15 protein-coding genes are annotated in these 15,485 nt (G+C 59.1%); 8 read left to right on the forward strand and 7 right to left on the reverse strand.

Annotated features, from left to right (window positions below):
- Positions 1–47 precede the first annotated feature (47 nt).
- Both KGB23_RS08505 and gudD read left to right on the forward strand, forming a co-directional pair.
- Positions 48–1,394, forward strand: a complete 1,347-nt coding sequence (locus tag KGB23_RS08505) for an MFS transporter (RefSeq protein WP_223430661.1) — start codon at positions 48–50, stop codon at positions 1,392–1,394.
- 37 nt (positions 1,395–1,431) lie between these two features.
- Positions 1,432–2,775 carry a glucarate dehydratase gene (gudD, locus tag KGB23_RS08510; RefSeq protein ID WP_223430662.1) on the forward strand — a complete coding sequence of 448 codons (1,344 nt, stop codon included), beginning with the start codon at positions 1,432–1,434 and terminating at the stop codon, positions 2,773–2,775.
- On the opposite strand, the gene KGB23_RS08515 is transcribed toward gudD, so the two are convergent.
- Positions 2,772–3,650 carry a LysR family transcriptional regulator gene (locus KGB23_RS08515; RefSeq protein ID WP_223430663.1) on the reverse strand — a complete coding sequence of 293 codons (879 nt, stop codon included), beginning with the start codon at positions 3,648–3,650 and terminating at the stop codon, positions 2,772–2,774. The two genes, gudD and KGB23_RS08515, sit on opposite strands and share 4 nt — an antisense overlap.
- A gap of 160 nt (positions 3,651–3,810) precedes the next feature.
- Here KGB23_RS08515 and ampC point away from each other — a divergent pair, with 160 nt between their 5' ends.
- Positions 3,811–4,953, forward strand: coding sequence for a class C beta-lactamase (gene ampC, locus KGB23_RS08520; protein WP_223430664.1), 1,143 nt, complete (start codon positions 3,811–3,813; stop codon positions 4,951–4,953).
- Between the two features lie 230 nt (positions 4,954–5,183).
- On the opposite strand, the gene KGB23_RS08525 is transcribed toward ampC, so the two are convergent.
- On the reverse strand, positions 5,184–5,552 hold the full coding sequence (locus tag KGB23_RS08525) for a DUF6124 family protein (RefSeq protein WP_223430665.1): 369 nt from the start codon (positions 5,550–5,552) through the stop codon (positions 5,184–5,186).
- 241 nt (positions 5,553–5,793) lie between these two features.
- Positions 5,794–6,366 (reverse strand): DUF4174 domain-containing protein, encoded by a 573-nt coding sequence (locus tag KGB23_RS08530; protein ID WP_150656408.1) that lies wholly within the window; start codon positions 6,364–6,366, stop codon positions 5,794–5,796.
- Between the two features lie 179 nt (positions 6,367–6,545).
- Here KGB23_RS08530 and KGB23_RS08535 point away from each other — a divergent pair, with 179 nt between their 5' ends.
- A complete protein-coding gene (locus KGB23_RS08535; protein WP_150656409.1) occupies positions 6,546–6,914 on the forward strand; it encodes a VOC family protein in 369 nt (122 codons plus the stop codon).
- Positions 6,915–6,956: 42 nt separating this feature from the next.
- Here the strand turns inward: KGB23_RS08535 and KGB23_RS08540 are convergent, their stop codons facing one another.
- Entirely contained in the window at positions 6,957–7,742 is a 786-nt protein-coding gene (locus KGB23_RS08540) for a sulfite exporter TauE/SafE family protein (RefSeq protein WP_046047606.1), read from the reverse strand.
- 102 nt (positions 7,743–7,844) lie between these two features.
- Entirely contained in the window at positions 7,845–8,594 is a 750-nt protein-coding gene (locus tag KGB23_RS08545) for a hypothetical protein (RefSeq protein ID WP_223430666.1), read from the reverse strand.
- 252 nt (positions 8,595–8,846) lie between these two features.
- On the opposite strand from KGB23_RS08545, the gene KGB23_RS08550 reads away from it, so the two are divergent.
- From KGB23_RS08550 to KGB23_RS08560, 3 genes are all read left to right on the forward strand, one after another.
- Positions 8,847–9,995 (forward strand): aldose epimerase family protein, encoded by a 1,149-nt coding sequence (locus KGB23_RS08550; RefSeq protein WP_223430667.1) that lies wholly within the window; start codon positions 8,847–8,849, stop codon positions 9,993–9,995.
- Positions 9,996–10,235: 240 nt separating this feature from the next.
- The gene (locus KGB23_RS08555; protein WP_223430668.1) at positions 10,236–11,057 is read left to right on the forward strand and encodes an aldo/keto reductase; all 822 of its coding nucleotides are present in this window, start codon (positions 10,236–10,238) and stop codon (positions 11,055–11,057) included.
- A 30-nt stretch (positions 11,058–11,087) separates the two neighbouring features.
- On the forward strand, positions 11,088–11,558 hold the full coding sequence (locus KGB23_RS08560; RefSeq protein ID WP_223430669.1) for a DUF1810 domain-containing protein: 471 nt from the start codon (positions 11,088–11,090) through the stop codon (positions 11,556–11,558).
- On the opposite strand, the gene KGB23_RS08565 is transcribed toward KGB23_RS08560, so the two are convergent.
- A complete protein-coding gene (locus KGB23_RS08565; RefSeq protein WP_223430670.1) occupies positions 11,523–13,883 on the reverse strand; it encodes a DNA polymerase II in 2,361 nt (786 codons plus the stop codon). The genes KGB23_RS08560 and KGB23_RS08565 overlap by 36 nt on opposite strands.
- Before the next feature lie 425 nt (positions 13,884–14,308).
- Here KGB23_RS08565 and KGB23_RS08570 point away from each other — a divergent pair, with 425 nt between their 5' ends.
- Positions 14,309–14,749, forward strand: coding sequence for a CBS domain-containing protein (locus tag KGB23_RS08570; protein WP_033057363.1), 441 nt, complete (start codon positions 14,309–14,311; stop codon positions 14,747–14,749).
- Between the two features lie 33 nt (positions 14,750–14,782).
- On the opposite strand, the gene KGB23_RS08575 is transcribed toward KGB23_RS08570, so the two are convergent.
- Positions 14,783–15,406 (reverse strand): glutathione S-transferase, encoded by a 624-nt coding sequence (locus KGB23_RS08575; RefSeq protein WP_150656415.1) that lies wholly within the window; start codon positions 15,404–15,406, stop codon positions 14,783–14,785.
- Between the last annotated feature and the right edge of the window lie 79 nt (positions 15,407–15,485).

Below are 15,485 nucleotides of genomic sequence, written 5' to 3' on the forward strand. Positions count from 1 at the left end.
ACACCCAGTCACACCCCGCATAAAAATAATCAGTGGGAGATAACGCAGTGAATACATCCATATCCGGGATGAACGATGGCGCCGATTCGGTCCTGAAATCAGCCATCTCGAAAGTGAAACGCCATGTACTGCCGCTGTTCGTGATCATGTTCATCGTCAACTACATCGACCGCGTGAACATCGGCTTCGTCCGCGCCCACATGGAACATGACCTGGGCATTGGAGCTGCCGCCTACGGCCTTGGCGCCGGCCTGTTCTTCATCGGTTACGCGCTGTTCGAAGTACCCTCCAACATCCTCCTGCAAAAAGTCGGCGCGCGAATCTGGCTGACCCGCATCATGCTGACCTGGGGCCTGGTCGCCGCTTGCATGGCCTTCATCCAGAACGAAACCCACTTCTACATCCTGCGATTCCTGCTGGGCGTGGCCGAAGCAGGTTTCTTCCCCGGAGTAATTTACTACTTCACCCGCTGGTTACCTGGCGTTGAACGCGGCAAGGCGATTGCGATCTTCCTCAGCGGTTCAGCGATTGCTTCGCTGATCTCCGGCCCGTTGTCCGGGTTGCTCCTGCAAATCAGCGGTTTTGGCATGCACGGCTGGCAATGGATGTACTTCATTGAAGGGATGTTCTCGGTCGGGCTGTGCGTGTTCGTCTGGTTCTGGCTGGACTCCAAACCCCACGACGCCAAATGGCTGAGCCGTGAAGAGCAGGACGCGCTGGTCAAGGCCATCGACGACGAACAACTGGCCCGCGAAGCCGCGACGCCGATCAAACCGTCGTTGGGCAAGCTACTCAAGGATCGCCAGATCATCCTGTTCTGCCTGATCTATTTCTTCATCCAATTGACCATTTACGCCGCGACTTTCTGGCTGCCGAGCATCATCAAAAAGATGGGCGACCTGAGCGATATTCAAGTCGGGCTGTTCAACTCGATTCCGTGGTTGCTGTCGATCGTTGGCATGTACGCCTTCGCTTCGCTGTCGGCCAAATGGAAGCATCAACAAGCCTGGGTCGCCGCGGCCCTGCTGATCGCAGCAGCCGGGATGTTCATGTCCACCACCGGCGGGCCGATCTTCGCCTTCGTTGCGATCTGCTTTGCTGCGCTGGGTTTCAAATCGGCGTCGTCGCTGTTCTGGCCGATTCCTCAGGCCTATCTGGACGCACGGATCGCGGCGGGTGTGATCGCGCTGATCAACTCGGTGGGCAACCTCGGCGGCTTTGTCGCGCCGACCACGTTCGGTCTGCTGGAAGAACGCACCGGCTCGATTCAGGGCGGGCTGTACGGCTTGGCCGCGACCTCGATCATTGCCGCAATCATCGTCTTCGCCGCACGCAACAAACCGAAATCCGCACATGCCTCTGCACTGGCCAAACCAGCGCCCAACCACGCCTGAACACTCATGTAAGAGCACTGTTTTGAAGGACATGACAATGAACACACAAGAAACCGCCAAAGCCCCGATCATCACCAGCATGCAGGTGGTTCCGGTGGCCGGCCACGATGGCATGTTGCTCAACCTGAGCGGCGCTCACGGGCCGTTTTTCACCCGCAACATCGTGATCCTCAAGGACAACGCCGGTCACACCGGCATCGGTGAAGTACCGGGCGGCGAGCGCATTCGCCAAACCCTCGAAGATGCGCGCAGCCTGGTGGTTGGCAGCCCGATCGGCACGTATCAGAAGATCCTCAATCAAGTGCGCCAGACCTTCGCCGATCGCGATGCCGGCGGTCGCGGGTTACAGACGTTCGATTTGCGCATCACCATCCACGCCGTCACCGGCCTCGAAGCCGCCCTGCTCGATCTGCTCGGTCAGCATCTGGACGTGCCAGTCGCCGCCCTGCTCGGCGAAGGTCAGCAGCGCGATGAAGTGAAGATGCTGGGTTACCTGTTTTATGTCGGTGATCGCAACGAAACCGACCTGGCCTACCGCAGCGAACCGGACGCCGACAACGACTGGTTCCGCGTGCGTCACGAAAAAGCCATGACCGCCGACGCCGTGGTGCGTCTGGCCGAAGCAGCTCACTCGCGCTACGGTTTCAAGGACTTCAAACTCAAGGGCGGCGTGCTCAGTGGCGATGAAGAAATCGAAGCCGTCACCGCCCTGGCCGAACGCTTCCCCGATGCGCGCATCACCCTCGATCCGAATGGCGCGTGGTCACTCAAGGAAGCCATTCGCCTGTGCCGGGATCAGCATCACGTCCTGGCTTACGCCGAAGACCCGTGCGGCGCGGAAAACGGTTATTCCGGACGTGAAGTCATGGCTGAATTCCGTCGAGCTACTGGCCTGAAAACCGCCACTAACATGATCGCCACCGACTGGCGGGAAATGGGCCACGCGATCCAGCTGCAATCAGTGGACATTCCGCTGGCCGACCCGCATTTCTGGACGATGCAGGGCTCGGTCCGCGTGGCGCAGATGTGCCATGAGTGGGGCCTGACCTGGGGTTCGCATTCCAACAATCACTTTGATATTTCCCTGGCGATGTTCACCCACGTCGCGGCCGCCGCGCCGGGTGAAATCACCGCCATCGACACGCATTGGATCTGGCAGGACGGTCAGCGCCTGACCAAAGCGCCGCTGCAAATCGTCGACGGCTGCGTGCAGGTGCCGAAGAAACCAGGGCTGGGTGTCGAGCTGGACATGGATCAGTTGGCCAAGGCCCATGAGCTGTACAAAGGCATGGGATTGGGCGCGCGGGATGACAGCGTGGCGATGCAGTTTCTGATTCCGGGATGGAAGTTCGATAACAAGCGGCCGTGTCTGGTGCGCTAACGCCCCTGGGCCGCTTGCTGCAACCAATCCTTGAACATCGTCATTGCCGATGTTTCGGGGCGGGACTGCAAACGGGTCAGCCAGTAACTGCCGGTGGTGATCCCGATGGCGAACGGTTGCTCTATTGCACCCGTCGCCAGTTGTCGGCCGAACATCAGCGGCGGCGCCAAGGCCACCCCCGCCCCTTGCAGCGCTGCCTCCATCATCGCCAGCGATGAGTCGAAGACGATGCTTCGGGGCGACGCTGTGTGGGTCGATAGGCCGGTGGCCTGGAACCATTCGGGCCACTCGTCCGTGCGATAGGAACGCAACAGCGTTTGCTGCAACAGGTCTGTCGGTGTTTTCAGTTGCCGGGCAATCTCGGGCACGCACAACACCGATAACGGTGCCTCGATCAATCTCACCGCTTCAATGCCATGCCACGCCCCCGCGCCAAAACGAATCGCGTAATCCAGCCCTTCAGCCGCCACATCCACTCGATTGTTGTGGGTCGACAGGCGCAAATCTATGAACGGATGTTTCGCCTGGAAGTCGGTCAACCGTGGCAACAACCAGCCCACCGCGAACGTCCCCACCGCGCCGACCGTCAATACCTCGCGAAAATGTCCGCCTTCGAATCGCTCAAGGGTTTGCGCGATACGGTCGAAAGATTCGCGCAGCACCGGCAGCAGTGTTTCGCCCTCGCTGGTCAGCATAAGCCCACGGGGCAAGCGCTTGAACAGGGTCACGCCAAGTTGAGACTCCAGGCTCTTGACCTGATGGCTCACCGCCGCCTGAGTAACACACAACTCAACGGCCGCTCGGGTGAAACTCAAGTGCCGGGCAGAGGCCTCGAAGGCGCGCAATGCATTGAGCGGTAATTGAGGCCGGATCATGCCCACTCCCAAATTTTTCTAATGGCTCGTCCGAAATATCATCGGTTGTCGAACCTCGGCAGACTGCATAGATTTGGCTCGCCTATCAGCAACCCGGATTGAAAAGCCGCTCTGAGTGCAGCGGCTATTACCCTTGAACCTCATGGAAAGTAACCCAATCATGCCTAACAAGCTCGCATTCTACAGCGCTTTCGCACTGCTCCTCAGCGCCGGTCATTGTGTTGCTGACGACCGCATTGAAGCCATCGTGAAGGCTGCCATCGAACCGGTGATGCAGCAACAGCAGATCCCCGGTGTCGCGGTCGCAATTACCGTCAACGGCCAACCGCATTACTTTAACTACGGCGTGGCCTCGAAGGAAAACGGCAAAGCCGTCACCGAAGACACCCTGTTCGAGATCGGTTCGGTGAGCAAAACCTTCACCGCCACCCTCGCCGCCTACGCTCAGGCCACCGGCAAGCTGTCCCTGTCGGACAATGCCAGCAGCGTGCTGCCGGATCTGCGTGGCAGCGCGTTCGACACCATCAGCGTGCTGCAACTGGGCACCTACAGCGCCGGCGGTCTGCCGCTGCAATTCCCCGACGATGCCGATGCACCGGACAAGATGCTCGGCTATTTCAAGCAGTGGAAACCGACTTATGCCGCAGGCACCCATCGGCAGTATTCGAACCCGAGCCTGGGGTTGTTCGGCTACCTCGCCGCCCAAAGCATGGGCGCGCCGTTTGATGACGTGATGGAAAAAACCCTGCTGCCGAAACTCGGGCTGAAACACACCTACCTCACCGTGCCGCAGGCTCAAATGGGCCTTTACGCTCAGGGTTACAACAAGGAAGACAAACCGGTGCGAGTCGGGCCGGGGGCACTGGATTCGGAGGCTTATGGGGTGAAAACCAGCGCGGCGGACCTGATTCGGTATGTTGAGGCGAACATGAAACCGACCCGCCTGGAAGATCCGATGCAGCGGGCAATCGCCATCACTCATACCGGGTATTACAAGGTGGGCGACATGACCCAAGGCCTGGGTTGGGAGTTCTACAACTACCCGGTCACCCTCGATACATTGCTGGCGGGTAACTCGACGCAGATGGCGATGGAAGCTCACGAAGTCCAGTGGCTGACCCCGCCGCAACCTCAACCAGAAAACGTATTGATCAACAAAACCGGCTCAACAAGCGGCTTCGGTGCTTACGTTGCATATGTGCCATCGAAAGACATCGGCATCGTGATCCTGGCCAACAAAAACTACCCGAACCCTGAGCGGATCAAGATTGCTCATACGATATTGAGCGCACTGGCCAAGTAGCCGTGAAACGCGATTTCTAGTAGCAGCTGTCGAGCCTGCGAGGCTGCGTTCGAGTGCGCAGCAGTCGTAAAACCTGCAACCGAATTCTTTCAGGAAAACCGCATTTGCCGGATCACGACTGCTGCGCACTCGAACGCAGCCTCGCAGGCTCGACAGCTGCTACAGATCTTCGGCGGACAAACAAAATGGGCGACCCCTTTGAGGTCGCCCATTGTCGTTACTGCGTCAGCTCAATGCCGAGTCGACGGCTGTGCGTCAGGTGCATCGCTTCTCGGATCAAGATTTTCCCGTGCCTGATTCACCAACAACTCGGTGACCGCCGCCAATTGCTGAATCGACAGCAGCACCTTGCGGTGCGAGCCTTCCAGTTTCCCGGCAAAATTCGCAATCAGGACATTCAGGGAGGCAAGGTTTTCGCAGGCCTGATTTAGCAGGGTTAGTGTGTCGACACCAGGAGCAACAGTGAAAATCTGCTGGGCCGTGGCAGTGCGCCTGGGGCTTCGAGTAACTGCACCTTTTGTGGTTTCACACAGCTTCGCGGGATCGAGATGATCGGCGTCGGTAGGGGTTTTCGGTTGATGCTTGCTGGACTTTTTCACAGACGAGGCTCCTTTTTGTGCCATTGGTGTTTTTCGTCCCTGGATCCCTCAGTGTCGCGGATTCCCACGTCCGACCGCGATTTTGCGGTGGCTGACGAAGGCTAGCGGTGCGCTCTGACAGAAACCAGTTCATCAAGACCGACAGGACTTGCAGGAAACTTCCGAGACCAATAGAAGCAGCAAAAAAATGGGCGACCTCTTGAGGTCGCCCATTTTTCATTGTTGCTACAAAAGTCTGCGTTTAATCATCCGGCATTTCAGGCGGCTTGGCAGGTTTCGCCGGTTTGCCTGGTTTTGCGCCCTTGGCGCCCTTTGCACCATTGACCGGTTCAGCCGCTTCAACAGGCGTCGCAACCGTCGGCGCTGCGGCTTCTTTCTCAGTCGCTGGCAAGGCGTCGATCGTGTCGAAAATTTTCTTCAAATCGATCGATTTTGACTCATCCCCCGAACTCTCAAGCTTCTTTTCCCCGTCCTTACCCACCAGGATGACTTTGCTCTTCGCGCCGGCACCCAACTTGAGCGAGCGGATCAATGCCGCCGTGTCTTGTGGCCCCAGGTCTTTGCCCTCGCGCTGGCCCATCAAATTAAGCACGGTGTACAGGACCATGTTTCGCTCGGTGAACCCCTTGCGATTGGCCGGCTCATCCAGCGACTTTTTCAGGCTGACCCACGTGGGATCGACCGTACTTGGAGCGATGACAATCAGTGGCCGGGACCTGCCCTTGTCCATATCCAGCGGTGAGCCGTCATCGGCAGCGAACAAGGGGCCGGCGAAAGCCAGCAGGGTAGTCAGGGTCAATGACCTGATGAGCATGCGCATCTCCTTTTGATATCCACGCTCTAATGATTGCGCATCGCGGCGTTCGTTCCGGGTGACGCACGCAATTATGTCTCGCCTTGCCCCAAGCTTAGGTCAGGGCGGTCATTGCGCAACAGGCTGAGCTAATCTCATAACTCAACAACCAAGCCCTGATCCGCCGTGAGGACCTGTGCATGAGCGCTCAGTTGAACCACACCATCGTCTGGTGTCGCGACAAGCAGACATCAGCCAACTATCTGGCAGACATCCTCGGTCTGCCCTGCCCCGAACCCTTTGGCCCGATGCTGATCGTCAAGTTCGACAACGGTGTGTCGCTGGACTTCTACGACAATGACCCGCCGATTGCCTCCCAGCACTACGCGTTTTTGATCGGTGACGAGGATTTCGATGCGGCCTTCGCCCGCCTGCAAGCGCGAAAGCAACCCTGGTGGGCCGATCCCGGCAAACAACGACCGAACGAGATCAACGATTACGGCGGTGGCCGGCGGGTTTATTTCGATGACCCGGACGGGCATCTGCTGGAGATTCTGACCCGGCCCTAAGCGGGCCTGCCAAGCTGGTTTGTTTCTGCAACCTCCACCCGATTAAAAGGCCAGTTTGTACCCGATCAGCACCAGCATCGTGGCCAGGCAAGGCCGCAGCACTTCATCGGAGATACGGCCCGTCAGGTGGCTGCCCAGGTAAATCCCCGGCAGCGAACCGATCAGCAAATAACCCAGCACGTGCCAATCCATGTTGCCCATGCTCGCATGGCCGAGGCCGGCCACCAGGGTCAGCGGTACGGCGTGTGCGATCTCTGTGCCCACCAGGCGGCGGGTCGGCAGCAGCGGATAGAGAATGAACAACGCGACGGTGCCCAGGGCGCCAGCGCCGATGGAGGTCAGCGCGACCATGGTGCCGAGGACCAGGCCGGTGATCACGGTCAGTGCATTCAAGCGGTTGCCGCTGGGGTTGTAATGACCGCCCGCGCGTTTGTGGGCGAAATCGAGCAGGCGTTTCTTGAAGAAAATCGCCAGCGCCGTGGCAAACAGGACAAAGCCCAAGGCCTGTTTGATGACCGCGTTCATCGCCTCGGGCGACGTTTGCAAGGTGCTAAGGAACCATAGCGTCAACGCCACTGCCGGCACACTGCCGAGGGTCAGCCAACCGGTAATGGCCCAGTCGATGTTCTTGTTCTTTCGATGAACCAGCACACCACTGGACTTGGTAATCGCCGCGTACAGCAAATCCGTCCCCACTGCGGTGGCCGGATTGACGCCGAACCACAACAGAATGGGAGTCATCAACGAACCGCCACCAACCCCGGTCATCCCGACAATAAAGCCGACTACCAGACCTGCCACGACTAAACCGAAATTACCGAATTCCATTAACACGCCCACAAAAAACGCATGAAAAATCTGGCTCGCAGCATAGCGATTTTTCTTATAACCACATATATCGATGCGATCTATCTTTATGCACTTCCTTGCTTACTGCACCGGCAAGAAATTCAAAAACAGCAAACTCTGGGCGTAATTCAAGCCGATCCGGCGGTAGCGCTCGTCCAGCATCTGCGTCAGCAAATCCAGTCGCGCGACGATCTTGCCGAACTCCACGGCAAAACTCAGGTTGCTGCCCTCCTCCGAAATTTCGTTGGAAAACAGCAACGGCTCGCCGTTCTTGTTTTGCCGCTGACTGAGGATCCAGGTGGCTATTTCGATGTTGCGGGCCGCGTTACTGACAAACGTCGGGTTGATCACATCCGTCATGTAGAACTCGAGTCGATTGCCATGGGCGGTGACGAGCATGCTGCCGATGGCATAGATGAATGCACCGACCCGGTCGCCAAGAAACTCCGGGCTCATGGCATAACGCAACGCTGCCAGGTCTTTTTTGCCACCCAGGGTCGGCAGCGGTTGTTGCTGTTCGATGGCTATGCGCACTTGTTTGCCAGCGGTGCGGGCGTCGAGGAAGCCGGATTTTTTCAGCTCGTCCGGGTTGCGCAGGTAGAGCTTGCTCATCAGCAGGTAGAGGCTGTCGAGGTTGTCGCGCATCGCCAGGGTCGCCATGCGGTCGACGCTGGTCTGGAGGAATTCCTGGGGCTTGCCTTCGCGGAACTGGCTGACGATGTCGCTGCCCTGCTGCTGGCTGCACCCGGAGGCGGCGAGCATCGACAAGCAGGCCAACAGCAGGCAACGGCGGCGGATGGGTGTGGTGGTGAGGGGTAAAACTCGAGCCATGGGTTATTGAACTTGGGCATGGGCCGGCGGTGGGGATTCGCCGCAGGCTGGCCAAGGATAGAGCCGTGAATCCTTGAAAAGTGCAGTGCCGACGGTCCGTAAGCGTTGGCAACCGTTAAGAGCCCTACCACATTAGTCATACTTTATAATTGCAATAGCTCACACACAAGCTATAAACCCTTCCTTGATCGGATTAAAACTCGATTATTAGTATGACTAATTTGCCAAAAACAACAAAAAGGAAGGTCAACCATGCTTCAATCCCGACACCCGCTCTGCGTCCTTGGACTGTCCCTGATGATCGCCACCCTCTCCGCCCAGGCCGCCGGCCTGTCCAGCGAACACAAGGCCTTCGGCAAAACCAATGACGGCACGCCCGTCGAGCAATACATCTTGCGCAACAGCCATGGCCTGACCGCCACGGTCATTACCTACGGCGGTATCCTGCAATCGCTGAAAGTGCCGGACAAAAACGGCAAGTTTGACGATGTGGTGCTCGGTTTCGATAACGTGCAGGGCTATCAGAGCGGCACGGCGTATTTCGGTGCGACCATCGGGCGCTTCGGCAATCGCCTGGCCGGCGGTGCTTTCGAACTGGACGGCAAGCGCTATCAGGTACCGCTCAACGACAGCTCCAATTCGCTGCACGGCGGCCCTCAGGGGTTTGACAAAGACGTCTGGAAAGCCCAACCGAGCAACGGCAAGGATTCGGTCGGCGTGACCCTGACGTACCTGTCGGCGGACGGTGAAATGGGCTTCCCCGGCAACCTGAAAACCGAGGTCACCTACAGCCTCAACGAGCACAACGAGCTACGCATCGACTACAAGGCTTCCACCGATAAAGCCACGGTGTTGAACCTGACCAATCACAGCTATTTCAACCTGGCCGGCGCGGGTAACGGTGATGTGCTGAAACAGCTCGCCACCCTGCACGCCAGCCATTACACGCCGGTCACCGGCAAGCTGATCCCGACCGGCGAACTGGCCCCGGTGGCCGGCACACCGATGGACTTCACCCAACCGACCGCCATTGGCAAGAACATCAAAGCCGATCACCCACAGTTGAAATTTGCCGAACCGAAACAGGGCGGCTTCGATTTCAACTGGGTGCTGAACGCCATGGGTGATGTGGGTCAACTCGCCGCCGAGGTCAGCGATCCGCAATCCGGTCGTCGATTGCAGCTCTACACCACCGAGCCCGGTGTGCAGTTCTACACCAGCAACTTCCTCGACGGTTCGGTCAAGGGCAAGGCTGGCAAGGTCTATCCACACTGGGGCGCGTTCACGCTGGAGACTCAGCACTATCCGGATTCACCGAATCAGCCGAACTTTCCGTCCACGCGACTGGACCCGGGCAAGACCTATGCCCAGAGCACTGTGATGAAGTTTTCTGCCAACTGACTATCCGACATCACACGATCATGTAGCAGCTGCCGAGCCCGCGAGGCTGCGTCCGAGGACGAAGTCCTCGCAGTTCCTGCGCACGCGATGCTCCTGAAACACCTCATTGTTTGATTCGGCGACTGCTTCGCAGCCGGACGCAGCCTCGCAGGCTCGACAGCTGCTACAGGTCGATGGAACCACCGGGGTATTCTGTTGCCAACCGAAGAGTACTCATTGATTCAAAATAAGGAGATTTGAATGCGGACCCTCGAACTGGCCGGCGTCAACGTACCGGTCATCGGCCAAGGCACCTGGCGCATGGGCGAAGATCGTTCCCGGCACACCCAGGAAGTGGCGGCTTTGCGCCTGGGTATCGAATTGGGCATGACCCTCATCGACACCGCTGAAATGTACGGCGAGGGCGGCGCTGAGGAAGTGGTCGGTGAAGCCATCGCCAGCAGGCGTGACGAAGTGTTCCTGGTCAGCAAGGTATACCCACACAACGCCAGCCGCAAAGGCATCCCCCAGGCGTGCGAACGCAGTCTGCGGCGGCTGGATACCGATTACATCGATCTCTACCTGCTGCACTGGCGCGGCCAGTATCCCCTCGAAGAAACGGTCGAAGCCTTCGAACGCCTGCGCGAAGAAGGCAAGATCGGTCGCTGGGGCGTCTCCAATTTCGACGTCGACGACCTGAAGGAACTGGCCTCACCGGCCTGTGCCACCAATCAGGTGCTCTACAACCTGGAAGAACGCGGCATCGAGTTTGATCTGCTGCCCTGGAGCCGCCAGCATCGAATGCCGGTCATGGCCTACTGTCCGATCAGTCAGGGTGGGCCTATGCTGAACCATACAATGCTCACACAAATAGCCGCCCGTCACCGTGTGACGCCGGCCCAGGTAGCGCTGGCATGGATGCTGCGTAAGGAAGGCGTGATCGCCATCCCCAAAGCGGTCCGACCCGAGCACGTTCAACTCAACGCGCAAGCCGCGCAATTGCAACTGGAGGCTGGGGATCTGGAGGCGCTGGACCAGGCGTTTCGCGCGCCACAACGCAAACAGCGATTGGCCATGGTCTGAGCCATCGCGGTTCTGACAGAGGGCTTCTTCATGAGAAGCACCGATCAGCTCGATTCCTTTAATCTGCAACGCTTTATCCAGGCACAGGACCCGGTGTACAAACGGGTCCAGGCCGAGCTGAACGCCGGTCACAAGCGCAGTCATTGGATGTGGTTCATCTTTCCGCAATTCTCAGGATTGGGCGGCAGCGAGATGTCCCGCCACTTTGCCATTCGCTCCAAAGAGGAAGCCGCGGCGTACCTCAATCATCCGCTGCTGGGTTCACGGTTGCGCACCTGCACGCAATTGGTGCTGAACATCGAAAACAGCTCAATTACGGCCATCTTCGGTCACCCCGACAATCTCAAGTTTCACTCTTCCATGACGCTGTTCGCCCAGGTTGCCGGCGCTAACAGCGATTTTCATCAAGCGCTGGACCAGTATTTCCACGGCATCCTGGATGACTGGACGTTGTTGCTGCTGGACTCAAAACAGGCCCAACTGCCCACCAATCAAGGTTGAAAAGTCGTCGTCCACGAAGGGCAGAATGGCGTCCGCCACCGGTTGCAGTTGGCGGGTGACGTAGTGGTCGTAGTCGATGGGCGCGCTGCGGATTTCCAGCGGCTCGGGCCCGGCGACGGTGATCACGTAACTGATCCAGCCACCGTTCTGGTATTGCCGCGGACGGCCCTGCTGGTCGTTGTATTCATCGGCAATCCGCGCGGCCCGCACGTGGGGCGGCACGTTGCGCTGATAGTCATCGAGAGTGCGGCGCAGGCGCTTGCGGTAGATCAGGCGATCGTCGAACTCCCCCGCCAAGGTCTTGCGCACATAGTCGCGCACATAATCCTGATAAGGCTTGCGATAGAAGATGCGCAGGTACAGTTCCTGCTGGAATTGCCGGGCCAGCGGCGACCAGTCGGTGCGCACGGTTTCCAGGCCTTTGTAGACCATTTCGTCGGTGCCATCGGCACGGGTCACAAGCCCGGCATAACGCTTCTTGCTGCCCTCCTCGGCGCCGCGAATGGTCGGCATCAGAAAGCGCTTGTAGTGGGTCTCGAACTGCAACTCCAGCGCACTTTCCAGACCAAATTCCTGCTGCACATGCTCGCACCACCACTGGTTGACGTGATCCACCAGCGCGCGGCCGATCTGCGCTGCTTCCTGTTGACCGTGGGCACGGCGCAGCCAGACGAAGGTCGAGTCGGTGTCGCCGTAAATCACCGTATGGCCCTGGGCTTCGATCAGCTGTCGCGTACGCAGCATGATCTCGTGACCGCGAAGCGTGATGGACGATGCCAGGCGTGTGTCGAAGAAGCGGCAACCGCTGGAACCGAGCACGCCATAAAAGGCGTTCATGATGATCTTCAGGGCCTGGGACAACGGCGCGTTGTGTTCGCGCTTGGCGGTTTCGCGACCTTCGGCGACCCGGGCGATGATGGCGGGAAGGCAATGCCGGATTCTGGAAAAACGCGCACCGCGAAAACCTGGCACCGACTCGCTGTCATCGGGATGTTCAAGCCCCTCGATCAAGCCCACCGGGTCGATGAGGAAGGTCCGGATGATCGATGGATAGAGGCTTTTGTAATCGAGCACCAGCACCGATTCGTACAGGCCCGGTTGCGAGTCCATGACAAAACCGCCGGGGCTGGCTTGCGCAGGCTTGTTCCCAAGGTTCGGCGCAACGAACCCCTGGCGATGCATCAGCGGCATGTAAAGGTGCGTGAACGCCGCCACCGAGCCGCCGCTGCGGTCTGCCGGCAACCCGGTGACGCTGGCCCGTTCCAGCAGGAAGGTCAGCAGCTCGGTCTTGGCGAAAATCCGCGTCACCAGCTCGCAGTCCTTGAGGTTGTACTTGGCCAGGGCCGGTTTGTCCTCGGCGAACATGCGGTTGATTTCGTCCATGCGCTGGTACGGATTGTCGATCGACTTGCCCTCGCCAAGCAGGGTTTGCGCGACGTTTTCCAGGCTGAACGAGGGGAAACTCCAGGTCGCCGAACGCAGGGATTCGATGCCGTCGATGATCAGCCGGCCGGCGGCCGAGGCGAAGTAATGGTTGCGGCTACCGTGTTCGCGCCAGTGCATTTCTTCGCCGCCACGCCCCAGTTTCAGCGGCACCGCCAGGCGCCGGGCGTGTTCGTGGAGCACACGCAGGTCGAACTGCACGACGTTCCAGCCGATGATCGCGTCGGGGTCATGGCGGGCGAACCACTCGTTGAGTCTTTTCAGCAGCAGGGTTCGGGAATCGCAGTAGTCGAGTTGGAAATCCACTTCGCTGTCGTCGCCATTGGGCGGGCCGAGCATGTAGACCTGGCGCTCGCCGCAGCCTTCCAGGGCGATGGAGTACAGCTCGCCCTGAGCGGTGGTTTCGATGTCCAGTGAGACCAGCCTGAGGTTCGGGCGATAGTCGGGGTCGGGTTTCATCTGCGCATCGAGCAGCAGGCCCTCGGCGTTCGGCGTGCCATTGAACCGGACCGGCGCGGTGATGAAACGCTCCATCATGTAACGTTCCGGCGGGCGCACGTCGGCTTCGAACATATCGACGCCGGCCTTGCGCAGCGCGGTTTCCAGGCGCATCAACTGACCGTGCTGCTGGCAATACAGACCGAGTACCGGGCGGTGCTCGAAATCCAGCAACGCCAACGGCCGCAGCTCGACGTTCTTTTCGCTGCGCAGCAGCACTTCGGCCGGCTCACGCTGGGCTGCGGGGATGAACGCCACCGACGGTTGATGAGGCAGACGGATCCGCTGGGGACCGGTGTCGGTCGCCAGCCAGAACTCGACTTCCGTACCGGCCGGGGTATCGCGCCAATGCCGGGTCAGGACGAAGCCCCGCTGTAAATCCACCACTGCAACCTCGAATCTGATTCAGAGGGAGATTCTACGCGGGATCGGGATGGAGAGCGTGGTGGCTTATGGATTTGGCAGCCTTTGGATCGCCCCCTCACCCTAACCCTCTCCCCAAGGGGTAGAGGGGACTGACCGAGGTGTTCTTAGTGCTACATCGACCTGAGATATCAAGTCGAACTCAGGTTCGAAAACCATAAAGATCAGCTCCCTTTCCCCCTCTCCCCCGTGGGGAGAGGGCTGGGGTGAGGGGTGGCTCTTGAAGCCGCTGCCGATTGCAGGCGTTTATGGACCGGGTGCGCGAGGTTTACCGAAGAAAAACCGCTGAATGGCGTTTTTTGCGCGTTATCTGCCGCTTTCTCTCTTGCCCTCAGCGCCCGTGTCTACGATTCTTCAAGGACAACGACAACACCTGAGAAACTGCCATGAAAACCGTCGCCCAACTGCTGAAGTTAAAGGCTGAACAGAACCATGAAGTCCACACCATTGCACCGCATCAAATGGTGCTGGAAGCGCTGATGGTCATGGCCGCGAAAAACGTCGGCGCCTTGCCGGTCGTGAAGAATGGCGAGGTCGTCGGCATCATCAGCGAGCGTGACTATGCGCGCAAACTCGTGCTCAAGGGCCGCTCCTCCGTCGGTACACCGGTCGAAGACATCATGGTGTCGCCGGTGATCACCGTGGACACCCATCAAACCGTCGAAACCTGCATGGGCATCATGTCCGACAAACGCCTGCGCCACTTGCCGGTGGTGGAAAACGGCACATTGATCGGCTTGCTGTCGATCGGCGACCTGGTCAAGGAGGCCATCGCCGAACAGGCTGAGCTGATTCGCCAGTTAGAGCAGTACATCCGCGGCGAGTAAGCGCAGATCAAAAGATCGCAGGCTGCGATCTTTTCAGCCCGGCCAATGCCGCGCGAAGACCGGTGCCAATGTCGGGTGCCGGTCGATGCGCGTAAGCCACGCGAAAAAACCGGGCCTTGCACTGCGTAAATGCTCCCGGCTACCCGCCCATCTGGAAACCACCGCCGCCAGCACATCCAGGGCTCCCGGCGTCTCATCGCCCAGATACAAATCACCCGAAAACTGATCGGCAAACACCTCCCAACTTCGGTGCAGTCGCGCGCGGGCGCCGGCCATGAGGTTTTGCCGGGACGATTCATCCGCCTCGGCCAACCAGCGCTCGGGGTAGTCGATGATGCCGATGGCCGAATAGCAATTGCTGACGATGTACACCAGGCCGCGAATGGCCTGATCCCGCGCGGCGGGGTTTTTCGGCAACAGGTTTGATTGGGGGAACGTGAGCCCCAGGTGAATCAGAATCGCCGCGCTCTCGGTGAGAACGCTGCCATCGGGCAATTGCAGTGTCGGAATCTGCTTGAGCGGATTGAGCTTCTCCAGCGCGTGGGTCGCCTCGGGAGAGGATTCAACGTCGATAAAGCGGTAAGGAATTTCGCAAAGCTCCAGTGCCGCTTCTATCGCGGCAGCGCCGGAATTCTGGTGTCCGTATAGCTGGTACATATCGCGCGCTCCTGGCGAAACGAAAATAGAGTCAGCAGACGATTGGGCACGAGGCACGTTCCCTGCCTTTGGGCCGGGC

Origin of the sequence: Pseudomonas sp. GL-B-26 (assembly GCF_019947405.1) — a bacterium.
GTDB lineage: Bacteria > Pseudomonadota > Gammaproteobacteria > Pseudomonadales > Pseudomonadaceae > Aquipseudomonas.

Coding starts and splice junctions, on each gene's coding strand:
- gudD (WP_223430662.1), top strand. CDS start 1,432: ATGAACACACAAGAAACCGCCAAAGCCCCGATCATCACCAGCATGCAG.
- KGB23_RS08550 (WP_223430667.1), top strand. CDS start 8,847: ATGCTTCAATCCCGACACCCGCTCTGCGTCCTTGGACTGTCCCTGATG.
- KGB23_RS08530 (WP_150656408.1), bottom strand. CDS start 6,366: ATGCTCATCAGGTCATTGACCCTGACTACCCTGCTGGCTTTCGCCGGC.
- ampC (WP_223430664.1), top strand. CDS start 3,811: ATGCCTAACAAGCTCGCATTCTACAGCGCTTTCGCACTGCTCCTCAGC.
- KGB23_RS08545 (WP_223430666.1), bottom strand. CDS start 8,594: ATGGCTCGAGTTTTACCCCTCACCACCACACCCATCCGCCGCCGTTGC.
- KGB23_RS08535 (WP_150656409.1), top strand. CDS start 6,546: ATGAGCGCTCAGTTGAACCACACCATCGTCTGGTGTCGCGACAAGCAG.
- KGB23_RS08555 (WP_223430668.1), top strand. CDS start 10,236: ATGCGGACCCTCGAACTGGCCGGCGTCAACGTACCGGTCATCGGCCAA.
- KGB23_RS08570 (WP_033057363.1), top strand. CDS start 14,309: ATGAAAACCGTCGCCCAACTGCTGAAGTTAAAGGCTGAACAGAACCAT.
- KGB23_RS08575 (WP_150656415.1), bottom strand. CDS start 15,406: ATGTACCAGCTATACGGACACCAGAATTCCGGCGCTGCCGCGATAGAA.
- KGB23_RS08540 (WP_046047606.1), bottom strand. CDS start 7,742: ATGGAATTCGGTAATTTCGGTTTAGTCGTGGCAGGTCTGGTAGTCGGC.
- KGB23_RS08515 (WP_223430663.1), bottom strand. CDS start 3,650: ATGATCCGGCCTCAATTACCGCTCAATGCATTGCGCGCCTTCGAGGCC.
- KGB23_RS08560 (WP_223430669.1), top strand. CDS start 11,088: ATGAGAAGCACCGATCAGCTCGATTCCTTTAATCTGCAACGCTTTATC.